Below are 15,350 nucleotides of genomic sequence, written 5' to 3' on the forward strand. Positions count from 1 at the left end.
AGCCCCGCGCCCCTAGGGGAATCCCCGCGTCCTGAGATTGAAGTTGGAGCAGAGAATGTCCCCGAACGGTCCCGAGCTCATTTCTCCCCGTTCCTCTCGTGTCGCCGCCGCTCGGCGGCTCGCTCGGCGGAATTTTCGGAGCAAGGAGCGGCTGTTCCTGGCCGAGGGGCCGCAGGCTGTGCGCGAGGCGGCCGGGTTCAAGGACACGCTCGTCGAGTTGTTCGCGACCGTCGAAGCCGCGGAGCGGTATGCCGACATCGTCGGCGAGGCCCGTGACGCCGGGGCTCGGGTGCATCTCGCTGACGAGCAGGTCATCGCCGACATCTCCACGACAGTGACCCCGCAGGGGCTCGTCGGGATCTGTCGATTCCTCGACACCCCCTTCGAGGAGATCCTGAAGGGGCGGCCCAAGCTCGTTGCCGTTCTCGCCAACGTGCGCGACCCCGGGAACGCCGGCACCGTCCTGCGGTGCGCCGATGCCGCTGGTGCCGAGGCCGTCGTACTGACTGACGCTTCCGTCGATCTCTACAACCCGAAGGCCGTACGGGCCTCCGTGGGTTCCCTCTTTCATCTCCCCGTCGCCGTGGGCGTGCCCGTCGAGCAGGCCGTGGCCGGGCTCAAGGAGATCGGGGTGCGGATCCTCGCCGCCGACGGGGCCGGGACCGACGACCTCGACGACGAGCTGGACCAGGGGACCATGGGCGGGCCCACCGCCTGGGTGTTCGGGAACGAGGCGTGGGGGCTTCCGGAGGAGACCCGCGCACTCGCGGACGCCGTTGTGCGGGTTCCGATCCACGGGAAGGCCGAGAGCCTGAACCTGGCCACCGCCGCCGCCGTATGTCTGTATGCGTCTGCCCGTGCACAGCGCGGCTCCGGAGGGTGCCGCTCCGTCACCGACAGCTAGTAGGGTGACCAGCTCGGGGGCCACCTGCGCCGTATGAGAAGAGGTGGGGTACGGGGATGACTGTCGGCACGAGCAGCGCGCCGGGAGCACGGGGCGTGCCCCGGCCGTCCGCGGCCCGGCACGACGACCTCACCGGCCTCGGCATCGACCCCGACGAACTGGCCGACGGCCTGGTCGTCGCCGACGAGCACGGCCGGGTTATCTGCTTCAACGCCGCCGCGGAGCGCATCACCTCTGTCCGCGCCGCCGACGCCCTCGGCCAGCGGCTGGAGAAGGCCCTCCCCTTAGAGGACCTGGAGGGCCGCCGCTGGTGGCAACTGACCGATCCCTATGGGGGGTTGGCCATCCGGGTGCGGCAGCCGGAGCGGAATCTGCTGCTGCCGGGCGGGCACGAGGTTCTCGTCACCGCGCGCTATGTCCGTGCGGAGCCCCTCGGTCCGGTCCGTCGCGTCGTCGTCTCGCTGCGGGACACCGAGGCACGGCGCCGCACCGAGCGCAGTCACGCCGAGCTGATCGCCACCGTCGCCCACGAACTGCGGTCCCCGCTGACCTCCGTCAAGGGCTTCACCGCGACCCTGCTGGCCAAGTGGGAACGGTTCACCGACGACCAGAAGCGGCTGATGCTGGAGACCGTCGACGCCGACGCCAACCGCGTCACCCGGCTCATCGCCGAGCTGCTCGACATCTCCCGCATCGACTCCGGGCGGCTCGAACTGCGCCGCCAGCCCGTCGACATCGGTGCGGCCGTCGGCCGCCACATCCAGGCGTACGTCGCTGCAGGGCAGCCCGCCGACCGGTTCATGCTCCGCGTCGAACAGCCGCTGCCCGACCTGTGGGCCGACCCCGACAAGGTCGACCAGGTGCTGAGCAACCTGCTGGAAAATGCGGTGCGCCACGGCGAGGGAACCGTCACCATCGACGTCACGGCCTCGGCCTCTCCGCGCGAAGGGGAGGAGACCGGCACCTCGGTGACGGTCAGCGACGAGGGCCCAGGCATCCCGGAGGAGTCCATGAACCGCGTCTTCACCCGCTTCTGGCGGGGCAGCAAGCGCGGTGGCACGGGCCTCGGGCTGTACATCGTCAAGGGCATCGTCGAAGCCCACGGCGGCACCATCACGGTCGGCCGGGCTCCCGGCGGCGGCGCCGAGTTCCGATTTATGTTGCCCGTGGGCACCCCGGCGTATCTCCAGTAGCCGCCGACGAGGCCCCACGGGCGCGGTCACCTGCCTCACCCCCGTTAGACTCGGCCTTTGGCACCTTTGCGTCCCCGTTTCAGGGACGACGACGCGTCCCCCGAGTCGAGTCGGGACGGGGACCATCCGCCAGCCAACCGGAAGCACGGGAAGAGATGTCGGCACCGAATAAGTCGTACGACCCTGTAGAGGTCGAGGCCTTGAAACCGGAAGAGATCGAGCGCATGCGGGACGAGGCGCTCGCCGCCTTCGCCGCCGCCGGTGACCTCGACGCGCTCCAGGAGGCCAAGGTCGCCCACACCGGCGGCACCTCCCCGCTCGCCCTCGCCAACCGCGAGATCGGCGCGCTGCCCCCGCAGGCCAAGGCCGCCGCGGGCAAGCTCGTCGGGCAGGCCCGGGGCGCGGTCAACAAGGCCCTCGCCGCCCGCCAGGCCGAGCTGGAGGCCGACCGCGACGCCCGCGTCCTGGTCGAGGAGGCGGTGGACGTCACGCTGCCGTACGACCGCGTACCGGCCGGCGCCCGGCACCCGCTGACCACGTTCATGGAGCGGGTCGCGGACGTCTTCGTGTCCATGGGATACGAGATCGCCGAGGGCCCCGAGGTCGAGGCGGAGTGGTTCAACTTCGACGCCCTGAACTTCACCCCGGACCACCCGGCCCGGCAGATGCAGGACACCTTCTTCGTCCAGGGCCCCAAGGGCACCGAGGGCGACGAGTCCGGTGTCGTCCTGCGCACGCACACCTCGCCCGTGCAGGCCCGCGCCATGCTGGACCGCGAGCCGCCGGTCTACATCGTGTGCCCCGGCCGCGTGTACCGCACGGACGAGCTGGACGCCACGCACACCCCGGTCTTCCACCAGATCGAGCTCCTCGCCATCGACGAGGGCCTCACCATGGCCGACCTCAAGGGCACCCTCGACCACATGGTCCAGTCGCTCTTCGGCGCGGAGATGAAGACCCGGCTGCGGCCGAACTACTTCCCCTTCACCGAGCCGTCCGCCGAGATGGACATGCTCTGCTACGTCTGCAAGGGCGAGTCGGTCGGCAACCCCGACCGCCCCTGCCGCACCTGCTCCTCCGAGGGCTGGATCGAGCTGGGCGGCTGCGGCATGGTCAACCCCCGTGTCCTGGTGGCCTGCGGGGTGGACCCGGAGAAGTACAGCGGATTCGCCTTCGGGTTCGGCATCGAGCGGATGCTGATGTTCCGCCACAACGTCGAAGACATGCGAGACATGGTCGAGGGTGACGTCCGGTTCACCCGGCCGTTCGGGATGGAGATCTGATGCGGGTCCCGCTTTCTTGGCTGCGGGAGTACGTCGACCTGCCGGCGACGGAGACCGGCCGCGACGTCCAGGCCAAGCTCATTTCCGTCGGCCTCGAGGTGGAGACTGTCGAGCAGCTCGGCGACGGCCTCAAGGGCCCCCTCGTCGTCGGCAAGGTCCTCACCATCGAGGAGCTGACGGAGTTCAAGAAGCCCATCCGCTTCTGCACCGTCGACGTCGGCCAGGCCAACGGCACCGGCGAGCCCCAGGAGATCGTCTGCGGCGCCCGCAACTTCGCCGTCGGCGACAAGGTCGTCGTGGTCCTCCCCGGCGCGGTCCTGCCCGGCGGCTTCGCGATCGCCGCGCGCAAGACGTACGGCAAGACCTCGCACGGCATGATCTGCTCCAGCGACGAGCTGGGCATGGGCGACGACGGCACCAAGGGCATCATCGTCCTGCCGCCCGAGCACGAGGTCGGCACCGACGCCATCGAGCTGCTCCAGCTCGTCGACGAGGTCCTCGACATCGCCGTCACGCCCGACCGCGGCTACGCCCTGTCGATCCGCGGCGTCGCCCGCGAGACCGCCACCGCCTACGGCCTCCCGCTCAGCGACCCGGCCCTGCTCGACGTACCCGGCCCGAACGCGTTCGGCTACCCGGTGCAGGTCTCCGAGCCGCTCGGCTGCGACCGCTTCACCGCCCGCACGGTGACCGGCCTCGACCCCGAGGCCCGCTCCCCGCTCTGGCTGACCCGCCGTCTCCAGAAGGCGGGCATGCGCCCGATCTCGCTCGCCGTCGACATCACCAACTACGTGATGCTGGAGCTGGGCCAGCCCCTGCACGCCTACGACCGCACCCGCGTCCAGGGTCCGATCGGTGTGCGCCGGGCCACGCAGGGCGAGAAGCTCACCACCCTCGACGGCGTCACGCGCACGCTGGACGCCGAGGACCTGGTGATCACCGACGACCGCGGCCCCATCGGCCTCGCGGGTGTCATGGGCGGCGCCAACACCGAGATCGACGACACGGAGGGCACCACCACCGAGGTCGTCGTCGAGGCCGCCCACTTCGACGCGCTCTCCATCTCGCGCACGGCCCGCCGCCACAAGCTGGCCTCCGAGGCGTCCAAGCGCTTTGAGCGCGGCGTCGACCCGCAGGCCGCGTCGGCCGCCGCCCAGCGCACGGTCGACCTCCTGGTCCTCCTCGCGGGCGGCACCGCAGACGCCGGCGTCACCGAGGTCATCGCGCCTTCGGCCCCGCACACCATCACCATTCCGGCCAACCACCCGGACAAGGTGGCGGGCGTCGACTACGGCCGCGAGACCGTCGTACGGCGTCTCCAGGAAGTCGGCTGCGACGTGTACGGGCAGGACGAGCTGATCGTCACCGTCCCGTCCTGGCGCCCCGACCTCACCGACCCGAACGACCTGGCCGAAGAGGTCATCCGCCTGGAGGGCTACGAGAACCTGCCCTCCACGCTCCCCAAGCCCCCCGCGGGCCGGGGCCTCACCGACCGCCAGCGCCTGCACCGCCGCGTCGGCCGCGCACTCGCGGGCGCCGGTTACGTGGAGGCGCCGAACTACCCCTTCGTCGGCGAGCACGTCTTCGACCAGTTCGGCCTGGCCGCCGACGACCCGAACCGCAAGGTCGTCAAGCTGGTCAACCCGCTCTCGGACGAGGAGCCCGCACTCCGTACGACGCTGCTGCCGGGCCTGCTCGGTGCCCTGCGGCGCAACGACGGCCGCGGCTCGCACGACCTGGCACTCTTCGAGACGGGTCTGGTCTTCCACCCCCGCGAGGAACTGAAGATCGCCGTCCGACTCCCCGTCGACCGGCGTCCGACCGACGAGGAGATCGCCTCCCTCACCGAGGCGCTCCCGCTCCAGCCCCGGCATGCGGCCGTCGTCCTCACGGGCGCCCGCGAGCAGGCCGGCTGGTGGGGCAAGGGCCGCCCGTCCGACTGGGCCGACGCGGTCGAGTCGGCGCGGGTGCTGGCGCGTGAGGCCGGCACTGAACTCCTCGTGCGCAAGGGCCAGTACGGTCCCTGGCACCCCGGCCGCTGCGCCGAACTCGCGGTCGTCGTCGAGGGTGTTGAGCAAGTCATCGGGTACGCCGGGGAGTTGCACCCCGGTGTGCTGAAGACCCTGGGTCTGCCCGCGCGCACCAGTGCGATGGAACTGGACCTGGACGTCCTGGAGTCGGCGTCGTCGGGTGTTCCCAAGGGCCCGAAGATCTCCACGTTCCCGGTCGCCACTCAGGATGTCGCGCTGGTCGTGGATGTCTCGGTCCCGCACGCGTCCGTCGAGGCGGCGCTGCGTGAGGGTGCCGGTGAACTGCTGGAGTCCATCCGGCTGTTCGACGTCTACGACAACGCCGCGCAGCTGGGCGAGGGCAAGAAGTCGCTGGCGTATGCGCTGCGGTTCCGTGCGGCCGACCGGACGCTGACCGTCGATGAGGCGTCGGCGGCTCGGGACGCGGCGGTGGCGTTGGCGGCGGAGCGCACAGGAGCCGTACTGAGGGGCTGATCGCTGGAGGGGCCGATTCCGCAGCGGAACGGCCCCCACCTGCATAAATGCACCTGTCTCATGTCACCTCACTCGTTCGGGTGAGAAGTTCGGGCGATCTGGCCCGATCGGGGCATGCGGTCGACAGAATCGGACCGGCCTTTCGGGGCCGGTCCGATTGCGCTGTCGGGGCCTATTTGGGGGGCCACAGGCATGATCCGCATCAAGGCTGGGCCCCGCAGGCCGCGTCCGAGGCCGCGCGCCCGCCGTCCACTGCGCCGGGCGCTCGCTCTGGGACTGCCCACGATGTGGGGCGCCATAGCGATCACCTACAAACTCACCTGCCCGCTCGCCCAGCAGACCGGCCTGGGCGCCCGCATCGTCACCAGCGCGGTGTTCTTCGCGGTCGGCACCGGTCTCATCGTCCAGGTCCGCCGCTCCCTGCTGCGCGAACTCCGCCAGATCCGCCAGATCGCGGGCGCCGCCCAGAACGCGCTGCTCCGCCCGCTGCCACCCCGCCTCGACGGCCTGAACATCGCCGCCGCCCAACTCTCCGCCGAGCGCGGCGCGGTGGTGGGCGGCGACCTCTACGAGGTGATCGCCACCGAGCACGGTGTCCGGGTCGTGATGGGGGACGTACGCGGCCACGGCATCGCCGCGATCGGCACGGTCGCCGCGGTCCTCGGCAGCTTCCGCGAGGCCGCCCACGACGAGCCCGACCTGGAGGGCGTCCTACGCCGCCTCGACCGCGCCCTCGCCCGCCACCTCCGCGAACGCGCCCGCGCGGAACACCCCGCGTCCGGAGCGCCGGACCCCGACAGCCCCGTGGCCGAGGAGTTCGTCACGGTACTGCTCCTGGAGATCGGCGCGGACGGCGAACTCCGGGCTCTCAACTGCGGGCATCCGTGGCCGTATCTGCTGAGCGGGGGAGGTGTGCGGTCCGTGTCCCGTGCGGACCCGCTTCCGCCGCTGGGCCCGTTCCCGCTGCCGACGGAACTGCCGTTCGTCCGCTGCGGCCAACTGCTCCCGGGCGAGGCGCTGTTCCTCTACACGGACGGCGCGGAGGACGCGCGTGACGGGCGGGGCGGTTTCTTCCCGCTGGCCGATGTACTGGCGGAGGTGACGGCCCAACACCCGCCCCCCGTACCGCAGTCGATCCTTGGCGCTGTCTTCACGGCGTTACTGCGTCACACGGGCGGCACACCCACGGACGACGTCGCCATGCTCGTCCTGCGCAATGACCGCAGGCCCGCACCAACTCCTTCAGGGGCGCGACCAGCCACAACGCACCCGCAGCCGACGAACTACCCACAACACAACGGCGTTTGATGGTCACCGCAAAGCCAGGCCGCCGCACTTACGAGGGGGAGCCGGCGGCCCGGCCGGCCTCTTGCGAGGCAATCCAGTCAACCGGTTGGAAACTCTCCGCAACAGCGCGCACACACCCCGGATCCACGCACTCCGTTCACACCCCGTGTGAACCAACCCGCACTACTCTGTCCGCACCGAGTCACCGGGGGGCCATCCATGCAGCCCAACACACTTCTCGACGCCATCCTGGACGAGGCGGGCATCTCGCACGCGGGACTCGCCGCACATGTGAACCAGGCCGGCCGGGCCCGAGGCCTCGCACTCCGGTACGAACACACCGCCGTGGCACGGTGGTTGAAGGGCCAGCGACCGCGAGGTCAGGTCCCCGACCTGATCTGCGAGGTGCTCGCGACCCGCCTGCACCGGCCCGTCACGCTCGACGACATCGGCCTGGGCGTACCCGGCGAACCCTCCACCCCGCACGGCACCTCCCTCTCCGGCTTCGTCGAGCGGGCCACCGCCCTGTGGCGCTCCGACGAACAGCAGCGCCCGCACATCCTCGGCGCGCCCGCGGTCACCGGAACCCCCGCCGTGATGCCGGTGTGGGAGTGGGAGAACCCACCGGACGACGTGGACGTCTCGCGCGGCGGCCGGCACCGGGTGAGCATGGCGGACATCGAGATGCTGCGCGCGGCCCGCGCCCACTACGAGCAGATGTACCGCAAGGCAGGCGGCGTGGCGACCCGGTCCCGCATCGTCGGCTTCCTCAACTCCGAGACGGCGCCCCTGCTGCGCGGCAGCTACACCGACGCCACCGGACGCCAACTGCACCGGGCGACCGGCGGGTTGGTGGCGATCGCGGGCATCTGCGCCTACGACTCCGACGCGCACGGACTCGCCCAGCGCTACTTCCACCAGGCGCTCAGGCTCGCGAAGGCCAGCAACGACAGGGGACTTGGCGCGTACGTCATCGCGCTGCTCGTCAACCAGTCGCTGTTCATGCGGGAGTTCCGCCAGGCCGTCGCCTTCGCGGAGGCCGCGCTGCGGGCGGCGGGGCGGCAGATCACCCCGGCGCTCGCCTCCGACCTGTACGCGATGCAGGCGAAGGCGTACGCGCACCTCGGCGACGGCACGAGCGCGCTGTCCTGCATCCGTCGTGCCGAGCAGGCCGCCGAACGCATCCGGCGCGGATACGAACCCGACGAGACCGGCTATGTCCAGCCGGGCCTGGTCAATGTCCAGGTGGCGGAGGCGCTGCTCAGCCTCGGCGATCTGACGGCGGCGGGGGAGCACGCCACCGCGGCCGTGGACACTCCGGCGCACGACCGGGGCCGGGTGCACCGGCTCGCCATGCTCAGCCAGATCGAACTCCGCCAGGGAAACGCCGACAAAGCGGTGGCCACGGCGGTGCAGATGGCCGAGCAGGCCAGAGGGATGGAGTCCCAGCGGCTGCGCGACAGACTCCGCGCGGTGCGCGAGTACCTGGTGCGCAGCGACTGCGCGGGTACGGCCGAGGCGGCCGAACTCATCGACGGGGCACTGCGCGTACCGCTGTAAAGGAGCCGTGGACCACAACACAGTCCCTGCTGCGATATTGCCACTTACTCGACGGAAGGTGGCAGAACCGTGCAGTGGACGAAACAGAACGAACAAACTGTGTACTCAAACCGCTGGTTCAGCGTCAATCTCGCGGATGTCGAACTACCCGACGGCCAGCACCTCGACCACTTCCTCATACGGCTGAGGCCGGTGGCGGTGGCGACGGTCGTGAACGAGGCGAACGAAGTTCTCCTCCTGTGGCGCCACCGCTTCATCACCGACAGCTGGGGGTGGGAGCTCGCGGCGGGCGTCGTCGAGGACGGCGAGGACATCGCGCGGGCCGCCGCCAGGGAACTGGAGGAAGAGACCGGCTGGCGGCCGGGGCCCCTGCACCACCTGATGAGCGTGGAACCGTCCAACGGGCTCACGGACGCCCGGCACCACATCTACTGGGCCGACGAGGGCGAGTACACCGGACACCCCGTGGACGACTTCGAATCGGACCGCCGGGAATGGGTACCGCTCAAACTCGTACCCGACATGGTCGCCCGCGGGGAGGTCCCGGCCGCCAACATGGCGGCCGCGTTACTGCTGTTGCACCATTTGAGGCTGGGTCAGGACGCCCCTCGAAGTCCCGCCAGGCGTCCCGGCGTCTAGCGTCCCAGGGCCTGCCAGACCGTAACGGCAAGTGCACCCACGGCGGTCAACGCGGCAATGGCCGGCAGCGGCCACCGCGTGTGCTCAAGGGCGACGATTCGTGCGCTCAAGTCATCCACTTCCTTGTCCGTCTCCTCGGTGCGATGGCTGAGCAGCGCCAGCCCTCCCTCGACCCGCGCGTAGGCGACGTCGAGGCGGCGGCGTAACTCTGCGAGTTCTCCATGTACCACGGGATGCTCGGGGTCGGCGGTCACGTGTCCGCTCCTTTCCGTAGTCGGAACATCCCTTGCATGCGCATGAAGAGTCAACTCGCCAGGTGGACACCGGGGGAGAGTGTGCGAGCGGCATATGCGGGCCCGGCGCGCACACGGTGTGTGAATGCCGCGGGCCCGGTGCTCCGAAGAGCGCCGGGCCCGTAACGGCCGCGATGTCACCGTGAGTTGCCGAGAACGGCGAGCGCTCAGCCGTAGGTGTAGAACCCCGAGCCGGACTTACGGCCGAGCCTTCCCGCGTCGACCATGCGCTGGAGCAGCGGGGGAGCGGCGTAGAGCGGCTCCTTGTACTCCTCGTACATCGAGTACGCGACCGACGCGACCGTGTCCAGGCCGATCAGGTCGGACAGCTTCAGCGGGCCCATCGGGTGGGCGCAGCCCAGCTCCATGCCGTTGTCGATGTCCTCGCGGCTGGCGATGCCCGACTCGAACATCCGGATCGCGGACAGGAGATAGGGGATCAGCAGCGCGTTGACCACGAAGCCGGAGCGGTCCTGGGCGCGGATCGCGTGCTTGCCGAGGACCTTCTCGGTGAACAGCTGGGCGCGGCTGAGTGTGCCCTCGGAGGTGGTCAACGCCGGGATCAGCTCGACGAGTTGCTGCACCGGAGCCGGGTTGAAGAAGTGGATGCCGATGACCTGGTCGGGGCGCGAGGTGGTGACCGCGAGCCGCACCAGCGGGATCGAGGAGGTGTTGGAGGCGAGGATCGCGTCGGGGCGGGTCACGACCTGGTCGAGCACCTGGAAGATCTCGGTCTTCACCTGCTCGTTCTCGACGACGGCCTCGATGACGAGGTCGCGGTCGGCGAACTCGCCGAGGTCGGTGGTGAAGCTGAGCCGCGCCTGGGTCTCGGCCAGCTCCTCGGCGGAGATCTTGCCGCGTTCGGCCGCCTTGGTCAGGGAGTTGAACAGCCGGGTCCGGCCGATCTCCAGGGCCTCGCCGGTGGTCTCGGCGACCTTCACGTCCAGGCCCGCGCGGGCGCACACCTCGGCGATACCGGCGCCCATCTGGCCGCAGCCGACCACTCCGACGCGCTCGATGTCGGTCACATCGTCCCCTTCGCTGCTGATGCGGGCTCTGGTAGAACCCCGTTGTCCGGAGTCTGCTCCGATCGTGCACGTTACCCGCAAGTATCGATGATCGATCGCCGGGGTCGGGCATCCTGGGCGCGGAGACGATCCGTGACCGCGCGGATCCACAGCGTATGGGGGTGTACGGATGGGGCGATTGTCTCGTCGGACGTTCGCGATGGCGGCGCTGTCCACGCTGGCCACGACGGGCAGTGCGGCGGCGGACACCGGGCGCGCTCAGGCACCGGCCGGGCGTCCGCGCGCGGTCACCGAGATGCGGGGCGTGTGGCTGGCGACCGTGGCCAACCGCGACTGGCCCTCCCGCCCGGGCCTGACCGCCGCGCAGCAGCGCACCGAACTGATCGCCCACCTCGACACGGCGGTCCGCGACCGCCTCAACACGGTGATCTTCCAAGTCCGGCCCACCGCCGACGCGTTGTGGCCCTCGCCGTACGAACCCTGGTCCCAGTACCTGACCGGCACCCAGGGCGTCGCCCCCGGCTGGGACCCGCTGAAGACCGCCGTAGAAGAGGCGCATGTGCGCGGGCTGCAGCTGCACGCCTGGTTCAACCCGTACCGCATCGCCAACACCACCGACCTGACGAAGCTCGTCGCCTCGCACCCCGCGCGCAAGCACCCCGACTGGGTCGTGACGTACGGAGGGAAGCTCTACTACAACCCCGGGCTGCCGCAGGTCCGGCTCTTCGTCGAGAACGCGATCCTCGACGCGGTGCGCAAGTACCCCGTGGACGCGGTCCACTTCGACGACTACTTCTATCCGTACCCGGTCGCCGGCCAGACCTTCGACGACGACGCGGCCTACGACAAGTACGGCGGCGCCTTCAGCGACCGGGCCGCCTGGCGCCGCGACAACATCGACAAGCTGATCCGCGAGACCGCCGCCCGCATCAAGCGGACCCGCCCGGGCACGCGCTTCGGCATCAGCCCCTTCGGAGTGTGGCGCAACGCCGCGACCGACCCGCGCGGCTCCGACACCACGGCGGGCGTGCAGACGTACGACGATCTCTGCGCGGACACCCGGAAGTGGGTGCGCGAGGGCTGGATCGACTACATCGTCCCGCAGCTGTACTGGAACATCGGCTTCGCCCCCGCCGACTACGCGAAGCTGCTGCCCTGGTGGGCGGCGGTCGCACGCGGCTCGAAGACGCGGCTGTACGCGGGGGAGGCGCTGTACAAGGCGGGTGACCCGGCGCAGCCCGCAGCCTGGCAGGACCCGGCCGAACTCTCCCGCCACCTCACCCTCGCCGACCGCTACCCGGAGGTCGGCGGGCATGTCTTCTTCGCCGCCCGGGACGTCGCGGTGGACCCGGTCGGAGCCATGGCGCGGGTGGTCGCCGACCACTACGGGCAGCCGGCGAGACCCCCGCGCTGATCTACCGTTCCGTGTCCTGGTGCCTGACCTCGCAGTCGGGGCCGGGTGACATCACGGCCTCGTGCCCGTCGGGGAAGCGGACGCGGTAGGGCGGGTTGCCCTCCGTGCCCATCACCTCGACGACCTCCGAGACCTGGTCGTGCAGGCCGACCACCCTGCCGTGCTGGACGAGCCTGTCGCCAACGGTCGCACGCATCTGCAGCGCCTCCTCACCGAGTCCGGGAGCAGCGGTCCATCCCTTCGAGTCTACGGCGGCCCGCCCGGCCGGGACCGGGTCGCGCACGTCCCTCAACTCCGGGCGCGCTGGGTGACGGCGATGCACACCAGCACGGCCGCCGCGGTCAGCGGAGCGGCCAAGGGCAGGTGCTCACCCAGCAGGAACATCGACCACACCAGCGTGAGCAGCGGCTGCGCCAACTGCAACTGGCTGGCCTTCGGGACCCCGATGATCGCCATGCCCCGGTACCAGACGACCAGCCCCAGAAACTGCGAACCGGCGGCGACCCACAGCAGTCCGGTCACACTGTGCGCGGTGAGCTGCGGGGTGTCGTAGGACAGCGCGACCGCGGCGGCGGGCACGCTCAGCGGGAGGCAGAGGATCAGCGCCCAGGCGATGACCTGCCAGCCGGGCATCACCCGCGCCAGCCGGCCCCCCTCGGTGTAGCCGGCCGCGCAGACCAGCAGGGCGGCGAGGAGATACAGGTCGGCGCTGGTCAGCGCGCCGCCGCTCTGCTGGATCGTGAAGGCGAGCACCGCGCCGGCGCCCGCGAGGGCGGCCGTCCAGAAGGTGCGCGAGGGGCGGACGCCGGTGCGCAGCGCGGACAGGGCGGCGGTGGTCAGCGGCAGTAGGCCTACGACGACCGCGGCGTGCGCGGTGGTGGACGTCTCCAGCGCGAGCGTGGTCAGCATCGGGAATCCGACCACCACTCCGGCCGCGACGACGGCCAGCCCGGCCCAGTGCCGGCGGGCGGGCATCGGCACGCGCAGCGCCAGCAGACAGCCGCCCGCCATCAATGCGGCCAGGACGCAGCGCACGGCCACCAACGACCAGGGACCGAAGCCTTCCAGCCCCCAGGCGGTGGCGGGAAAGGTGAGGGAGAAGGCGATCACACCGAGCGCGGCGAGGACCGTACCGGGGGAGGTCTTCGCCGCCCTGTCCGTCCCGGTGGTTGCGGGGGCGGTGCTGACCGCTATCGGGCTCGGCGCAGTAGCGCTATCATGTGCTCTCATGCAAGAGCGTAGCAGTGTGGGCGAACTGGCGAATCACCTGCGGAGTGAACTCGACCGCTACTCTCCAGGTGGAAAGCTGCCGTCGAGCCGGGCGCTGGTCGAGCGGTTCCGGGTGAGCCCGGTGACCGTCACGCGCGCCCTCGCGCAGCTGACCGCCGAGGGACTGGTGGTCACCCGCCCCGGCGCGGGCGCGTTCCGGGCCGCGCCACGCGCCACGACCGCCGCCACGGGAGACACCTCCTGGCAGGAAGTCGCACTCAGCGCGGACGGTGCCGCCGACGTCGTACCGCGCACGGTCGACGCGTCCGCGGTCCTGGCCACGCTCGCCGCCCCGCCGCCCGGGGTGATCGAGTTCAACGGCGGCTATCTGCACCCCTCCCTCCAGCCCGAGCGCGCGATGACCGCGGCCCTGTCCCGGGCCGGGCGGCGCCCCGGCGCGTGGAGCCGGCCGCCGATGGAGGGCCTGCCGGAACTGCGCGAGTGGTTCGCGCGCGGCATCGGCGGAGCCGTCACCGCCGCCGACGTCCTCGTCAGCGCGGGCGGCCAGACCGCACTGACGACGGCATTGCGCGCCTTGGCGCCTCCCGGTGCACCGGTCCTCGTCGAATCCCCCACGTATCCAGGCATGTTGGCGATCGCGAGGGCAGCGGGCCTGCGCCCGGTCCCCGTCCCGGTCGACGCGGACGGCGTACGTCCCGCCCTGCTCGCCGACGCCTTCCACGCGACCGGCGCCCGGGTCTTCGTCTGCCAGCCCCTCTTCCAGAACCCGACCGGCGCCGTCCTGGCCCCCGCCCGCCGCCCGGAGGTTCTGCGCATCGCCCGCGACGCCGGCGCGTTCGTCATCGAGGACGACTTCGTACGACGGCTGGTGCACGAGGACGCGGGCCCGCTGCCGCCCCCGCTGGCCGCCGACGACCCCGACGGAGTCGTCGTCCACGTCGGCTCCCTCACCAAGGCCACCTCACCCAGCTTCCGGGTGAGCGCACTCGCCGCGCACGGACCGGTACTGCAACGCCTGCGCGCCATCCAGGTCGTCGACACCTTCTTCGTCCCCCGCCCGCTCCAGGAAGCGGCCCTCGAACTCGTCGGCTCACCGGCCTGGCCCCGCCATCTCCGCGCCGTCTCCGCCGAGTTGAAGACCCGCCGGGACACCATGACGGCGGCCCTGCGCCTGGAACTCCCCGACTTCTCCCTCCCGCACATCCCCTCCGGCGGCTACCACCTCTGGCTCCGCCTCCCCGCCGGCACGGAGGAGCAGTCCCTCACGACCGCCGCCCTCCGCGAGGGCGTCGCCCTCACCCCCGGCCGCCCCTACTTCAGCGCCGAACCCCCGGCCGCCCACATCAGGCTGAGCTTCGCGGCGGTCGCGGGAACGGGGGAGATCGTGGAGGGGGTACGACGGCTACGGGCGGCCTACGGCACCGGGTGAGCGCCTCGCAAGGGGCGCGGGGCGGTGACATTCTGCGGCTCCGCCGCGTGGGCGCGCCCAGCCCCCACCGGCCCGCAGTCGAAAACCACTCGACGCCCACGTTCCTGGCCTGCAAGTCTCCCGCCATGAACGACACCCCGAGCCTCCCCGACGGCTACGAGTTCTCGGCCGACACCGCCCGAGTCGACCGCGACCGCACCTACAACTGGCTGTCCACCGACGCCTATTGGGCAAAGGGCCGCCCCCGCGAACAGCACGAGCGCGCGGTCGAGTCCTCACTGAACTTCGGGGTGTACGACACCGCTTCGGGCGACCAGGTCGCGTACGCACGCGTCGTGACCGACGGCGCGCTGTTCGCCTGGCTGTGTGACGTCTACGTGGACCCGTCCGCCCGCGGCAAGGGCATCGGGACGGCATTCATCGCCGCAGTCCGCGAGGAACTGCGGCCCTTCGGCGTGCGCCGGATCCTGCTCGCCACGCACGACGCCCACGGGGTGTACGAGAAGGTCGGATTCAAGCCACTGGAGCGGCCCGACCAGTGGATGGCCCTGTATTTCGCGTGACTTGTCCGGCCTGGTCCTGACTT

The 15,350-nt window shown here is 71.0% G+C and carries 14 protein-coding genes; 10 read left to right on the forward strand and 4 right to left on the reverse strand.

Annotated elements, in window-relative coordinates:
- Nucleotides 1-55: 55 nt before the first annotated feature.
- The 7 genes from SSP08S_RS03875 (at nt 56) to SSP08S_RS03905 (ending at nt 9,370) form a co-directional block, all read left to right on the forward strand.
- Nucleotides 56-904 (forward strand): TrmH family RNA methyltransferase, encoded by an 849-nt coding sequence (locus tag SSP08S_RS03875; RefSeq protein WP_026178156.1) that lies wholly within the window; start codon nt 56-58, stop codon nt 902-904.
- 56 nt (nt 905-960) lie between these two features.
- Nucleotides 961-2,097, forward strand: coding sequence for a sensor histidine kinase (locus SSP08S_RS03880; protein WP_026178157.1), 1,137 nt, complete (start codon nt 961-963; stop codon nt 2,095-2,097).
- 155 nt (nt 2,098-2,252) lie between these two features.
- Nucleotides 2,253-3,380, forward strand: coding sequence for a phenylalanine--tRNA ligase subunit alpha (gene pheS / locus SSP08S_RS03885; protein WP_019066264.1), 1,128 nt, complete (start codon nt 2,253-2,255; stop codon nt 3,378-3,380).
- Nucleotides 3,380-5,884: a phenylalanine--tRNA ligase subunit beta gene (gene pheT / locus SSP08S_RS03890; RefSeq protein ID WP_019066265.1), complete on the forward strand. Its 2,505-nt coding sequence runs from the start codon at nt 3,380-3,382 to the stop codon at nt 5,882-5,884. Before pheS ends, pheT begins: the two co-directional genes overlap by 1 nt.
- 192 nt (nt 5,885-6,076) lie before the next feature.
- Nucleotides 6,077-7,192, forward strand: coding sequence for a PP2C family protein-serine/threonine phosphatase (locus SSP08S_RS03895; RefSeq protein ID WP_078532331.1), 1,116 nt, complete (start codon nt 6,077-6,079; stop codon nt 7,190-7,192).
- Between the two features lie 198 nt (nt 7,193-7,390).
- A complete protein-coding gene (locus SSP08S_RS03900) occupies nt 7,391-8,731 on the forward strand; it encodes an NsdA family TPR-like regulatory protein (protein WP_019066267.1) in 1,341 nt (446 codons plus the stop codon).
- 69 nt (nt 8,732-8,800) lie between these two features.
- Nucleotides 8,801-9,370 carry an NUDIX hydrolase gene (locus SSP08S_RS03905; RefSeq protein ID WP_026178159.1) on the forward strand — a complete coding sequence of 190 codons (570 nt, stop codon included), beginning with the start codon at nt 8,801-8,803 and terminating at the stop codon, nt 9,368-9,370.
- On the opposite strand, the gene SSP08S_RS03910 is transcribed toward SSP08S_RS03905, so the two are convergent.
- Together SSP08S_RS03910 and SSP08S_RS03915 are read right to left on the reverse strand one after the other, a co-directional pair.
- A complete protein-coding gene (locus SSP08S_RS03910; protein WP_019066269.1) occupies nt 9,367-9,624 on the reverse strand; it encodes a hypothetical protein in 258 nt (85 codons plus the stop codon). The genes SSP08S_RS03905 and SSP08S_RS03910 overlap by 4 nt on opposite strands.
- A 206-nt stretch (nt 9,625-9,830) precedes the next feature.
- The gene (locus tag SSP08S_RS03915; RefSeq protein ID WP_019066270.1) at nt 9,831-10,691 is read right to left on the reverse strand and encodes a 3-hydroxybutyryl-CoA dehydrogenase; all 861 of its coding nucleotides are present in this window, start codon (nt 10,689-10,691) and stop codon (nt 9,831-9,833) included.
- Nucleotides 10,692-10,860: 169 nt separating this feature from the next.
- Between SSP08S_RS03915 and SSP08S_RS03920 the strand changes: the two genes are divergently transcribed.
- Nucleotides 10,861-12,105 (forward strand): glycoside hydrolase family 10-like protein, encoded by a 1,245-nt coding sequence (locus SSP08S_RS03920; RefSeq protein ID WP_026178160.1) that lies wholly within the window; start codon nt 10,861-10,863, stop codon nt 12,103-12,105.
- A 1-nt stretch (nt 12,106) separates the two neighbouring features.
- On the opposite strand, the gene SSP08S_RS03925 is transcribed toward SSP08S_RS03920, so the two are convergent.
- Nucleotides 12,107-12,301: a DUF1918 domain-containing protein gene (locus SSP08S_RS03925; protein ID WP_026178161.1), complete on the reverse strand. Its 195-nt coding sequence runs from the start codon at nt 12,299-12,301 to the stop codon at nt 12,107-12,109.
- A gap of 92 nt (nt 12,302-12,393) precedes the next feature.
- Nucleotides 12,394-13,335, reverse strand: a complete 942-nt coding sequence (locus SSP08S_RS03930) for a DMT family transporter (protein ID WP_078532332.1) — start codon at nt 13,333-13,335, stop codon at nt 12,394-12,396.
- Here SSP08S_RS03930 and SSP08S_RS03935 point away from each other — a divergent pair.
- Both SSP08S_RS03935 and SSP08S_RS03940 read left to right on the forward strand, forming a co-directional pair.
- Nucleotides 13,334-14,764 carry an aminotransferase-like domain-containing protein gene (locus tag SSP08S_RS03935; RefSeq protein WP_026178162.1) on the forward strand — a complete coding sequence of 477 codons (1,431 nt, stop codon included), beginning with the start codon at nt 13,334-13,336 and terminating at the stop codon, nt 14,762-14,764. The genes SSP08S_RS03930 and SSP08S_RS03935 overlap by 2 nt on opposite strands.
- Nucleotides 14,765-14,889: 125 nt before the next feature.
- Nucleotides 14,890-15,327: a GNAT family N-acetyltransferase gene (locus SSP08S_RS03940; protein ID WP_019066275.1), complete on the forward strand. Its 438-nt coding sequence runs from the start codon at nt 14,890-14,892 to the stop codon at nt 15,325-15,327.
- Nucleotides 15,328-15,350 lie beyond the last annotated feature (23 nt).

This window comes from Streptomyces hokutonensis (assembly GCF_000376565.1).
Lineage (GTDB): Bacteria > Actinomycetota > Actinomycetes > Streptomycetales > Streptomycetaceae > Streptomyces > Streptomyces hokutonensis.

Excerpts from the sequence above, each read along its gene's own strand:
- SSP08S_RS03875 (WP_026178156.1), top strand. The coding sequence starts at position 56 with ATGTCCCCGAACGGTCCCGAGCTCATTTCTCCCCGTTCCTCTCGTGTC.
- SSP08S_RS03880 (WP_026178157.1), top strand. The coding sequence starts at position 961 with ATGACTGTCGGCACGAGCAGCGCGCCGGGAGCACGGGGCGTGCCCCGG.
- pheS (WP_019066264.1), top strand. The coding sequence starts at position 2,253 with ATGTCGGCACCGAATAAGTCGTACGACCCTGTAGAGGTCGAGGCCTTG.
- pheT (WP_019066265.1), top strand. The coding sequence starts at position 3,380 with ATGCGGGTCCCGCTTTCTTGGCTGCGGGAGTACGTCGACCTGCCGGCG.
- SSP08S_RS03895 (WP_078532331.1), top strand. The coding sequence starts at position 6,077 with ATGATCCGCATCAAGGCTGGGCCCCGCAGGCCGCGTCCGAGGCCGCGC.
- SSP08S_RS03900 (WP_019066267.1), top strand. The coding sequence starts at position 7,391 with ATGCAGCCCAACACACTTCTCGACGCCATCCTGGACGAGGCGGGCATC.
- SSP08S_RS03920 (WP_026178160.1), top strand. The coding sequence starts at position 10,861 with ATGGGGCGATTGTCTCGTCGGACGTTCGCGATGGCGGCGCTGTCCACG.
- SSP08S_RS03925 (WP_026178161.1), bottom strand. The coding sequence starts at position 12,301 with ATGCGTGCGACCGTTGGCGACAGGCTCGTCCAGCACGGCAGGGTGGTC.
- SSP08S_RS03935 (WP_026178162.1), top strand. The coding sequence starts at position 13,334 with ATGCAAGAGCGTAGCAGTGTGGGCGAACTGGCGAATCACCTGCGGAGT.
- SSP08S_RS03930 (WP_078532332.1), bottom strand. The coding sequence starts at position 13,335 with ATGAGAGCACATGATAGCGCTACTGCGCCGAGCCCGATAGCGGTCAGC.
- SSP08S_RS03940 (WP_019066275.1), top strand. The coding sequence starts at position 14,890 with ATGAACGACACCCCGAGCCTCCCCGACGGCTACGAGTTCTCGGCCGAC.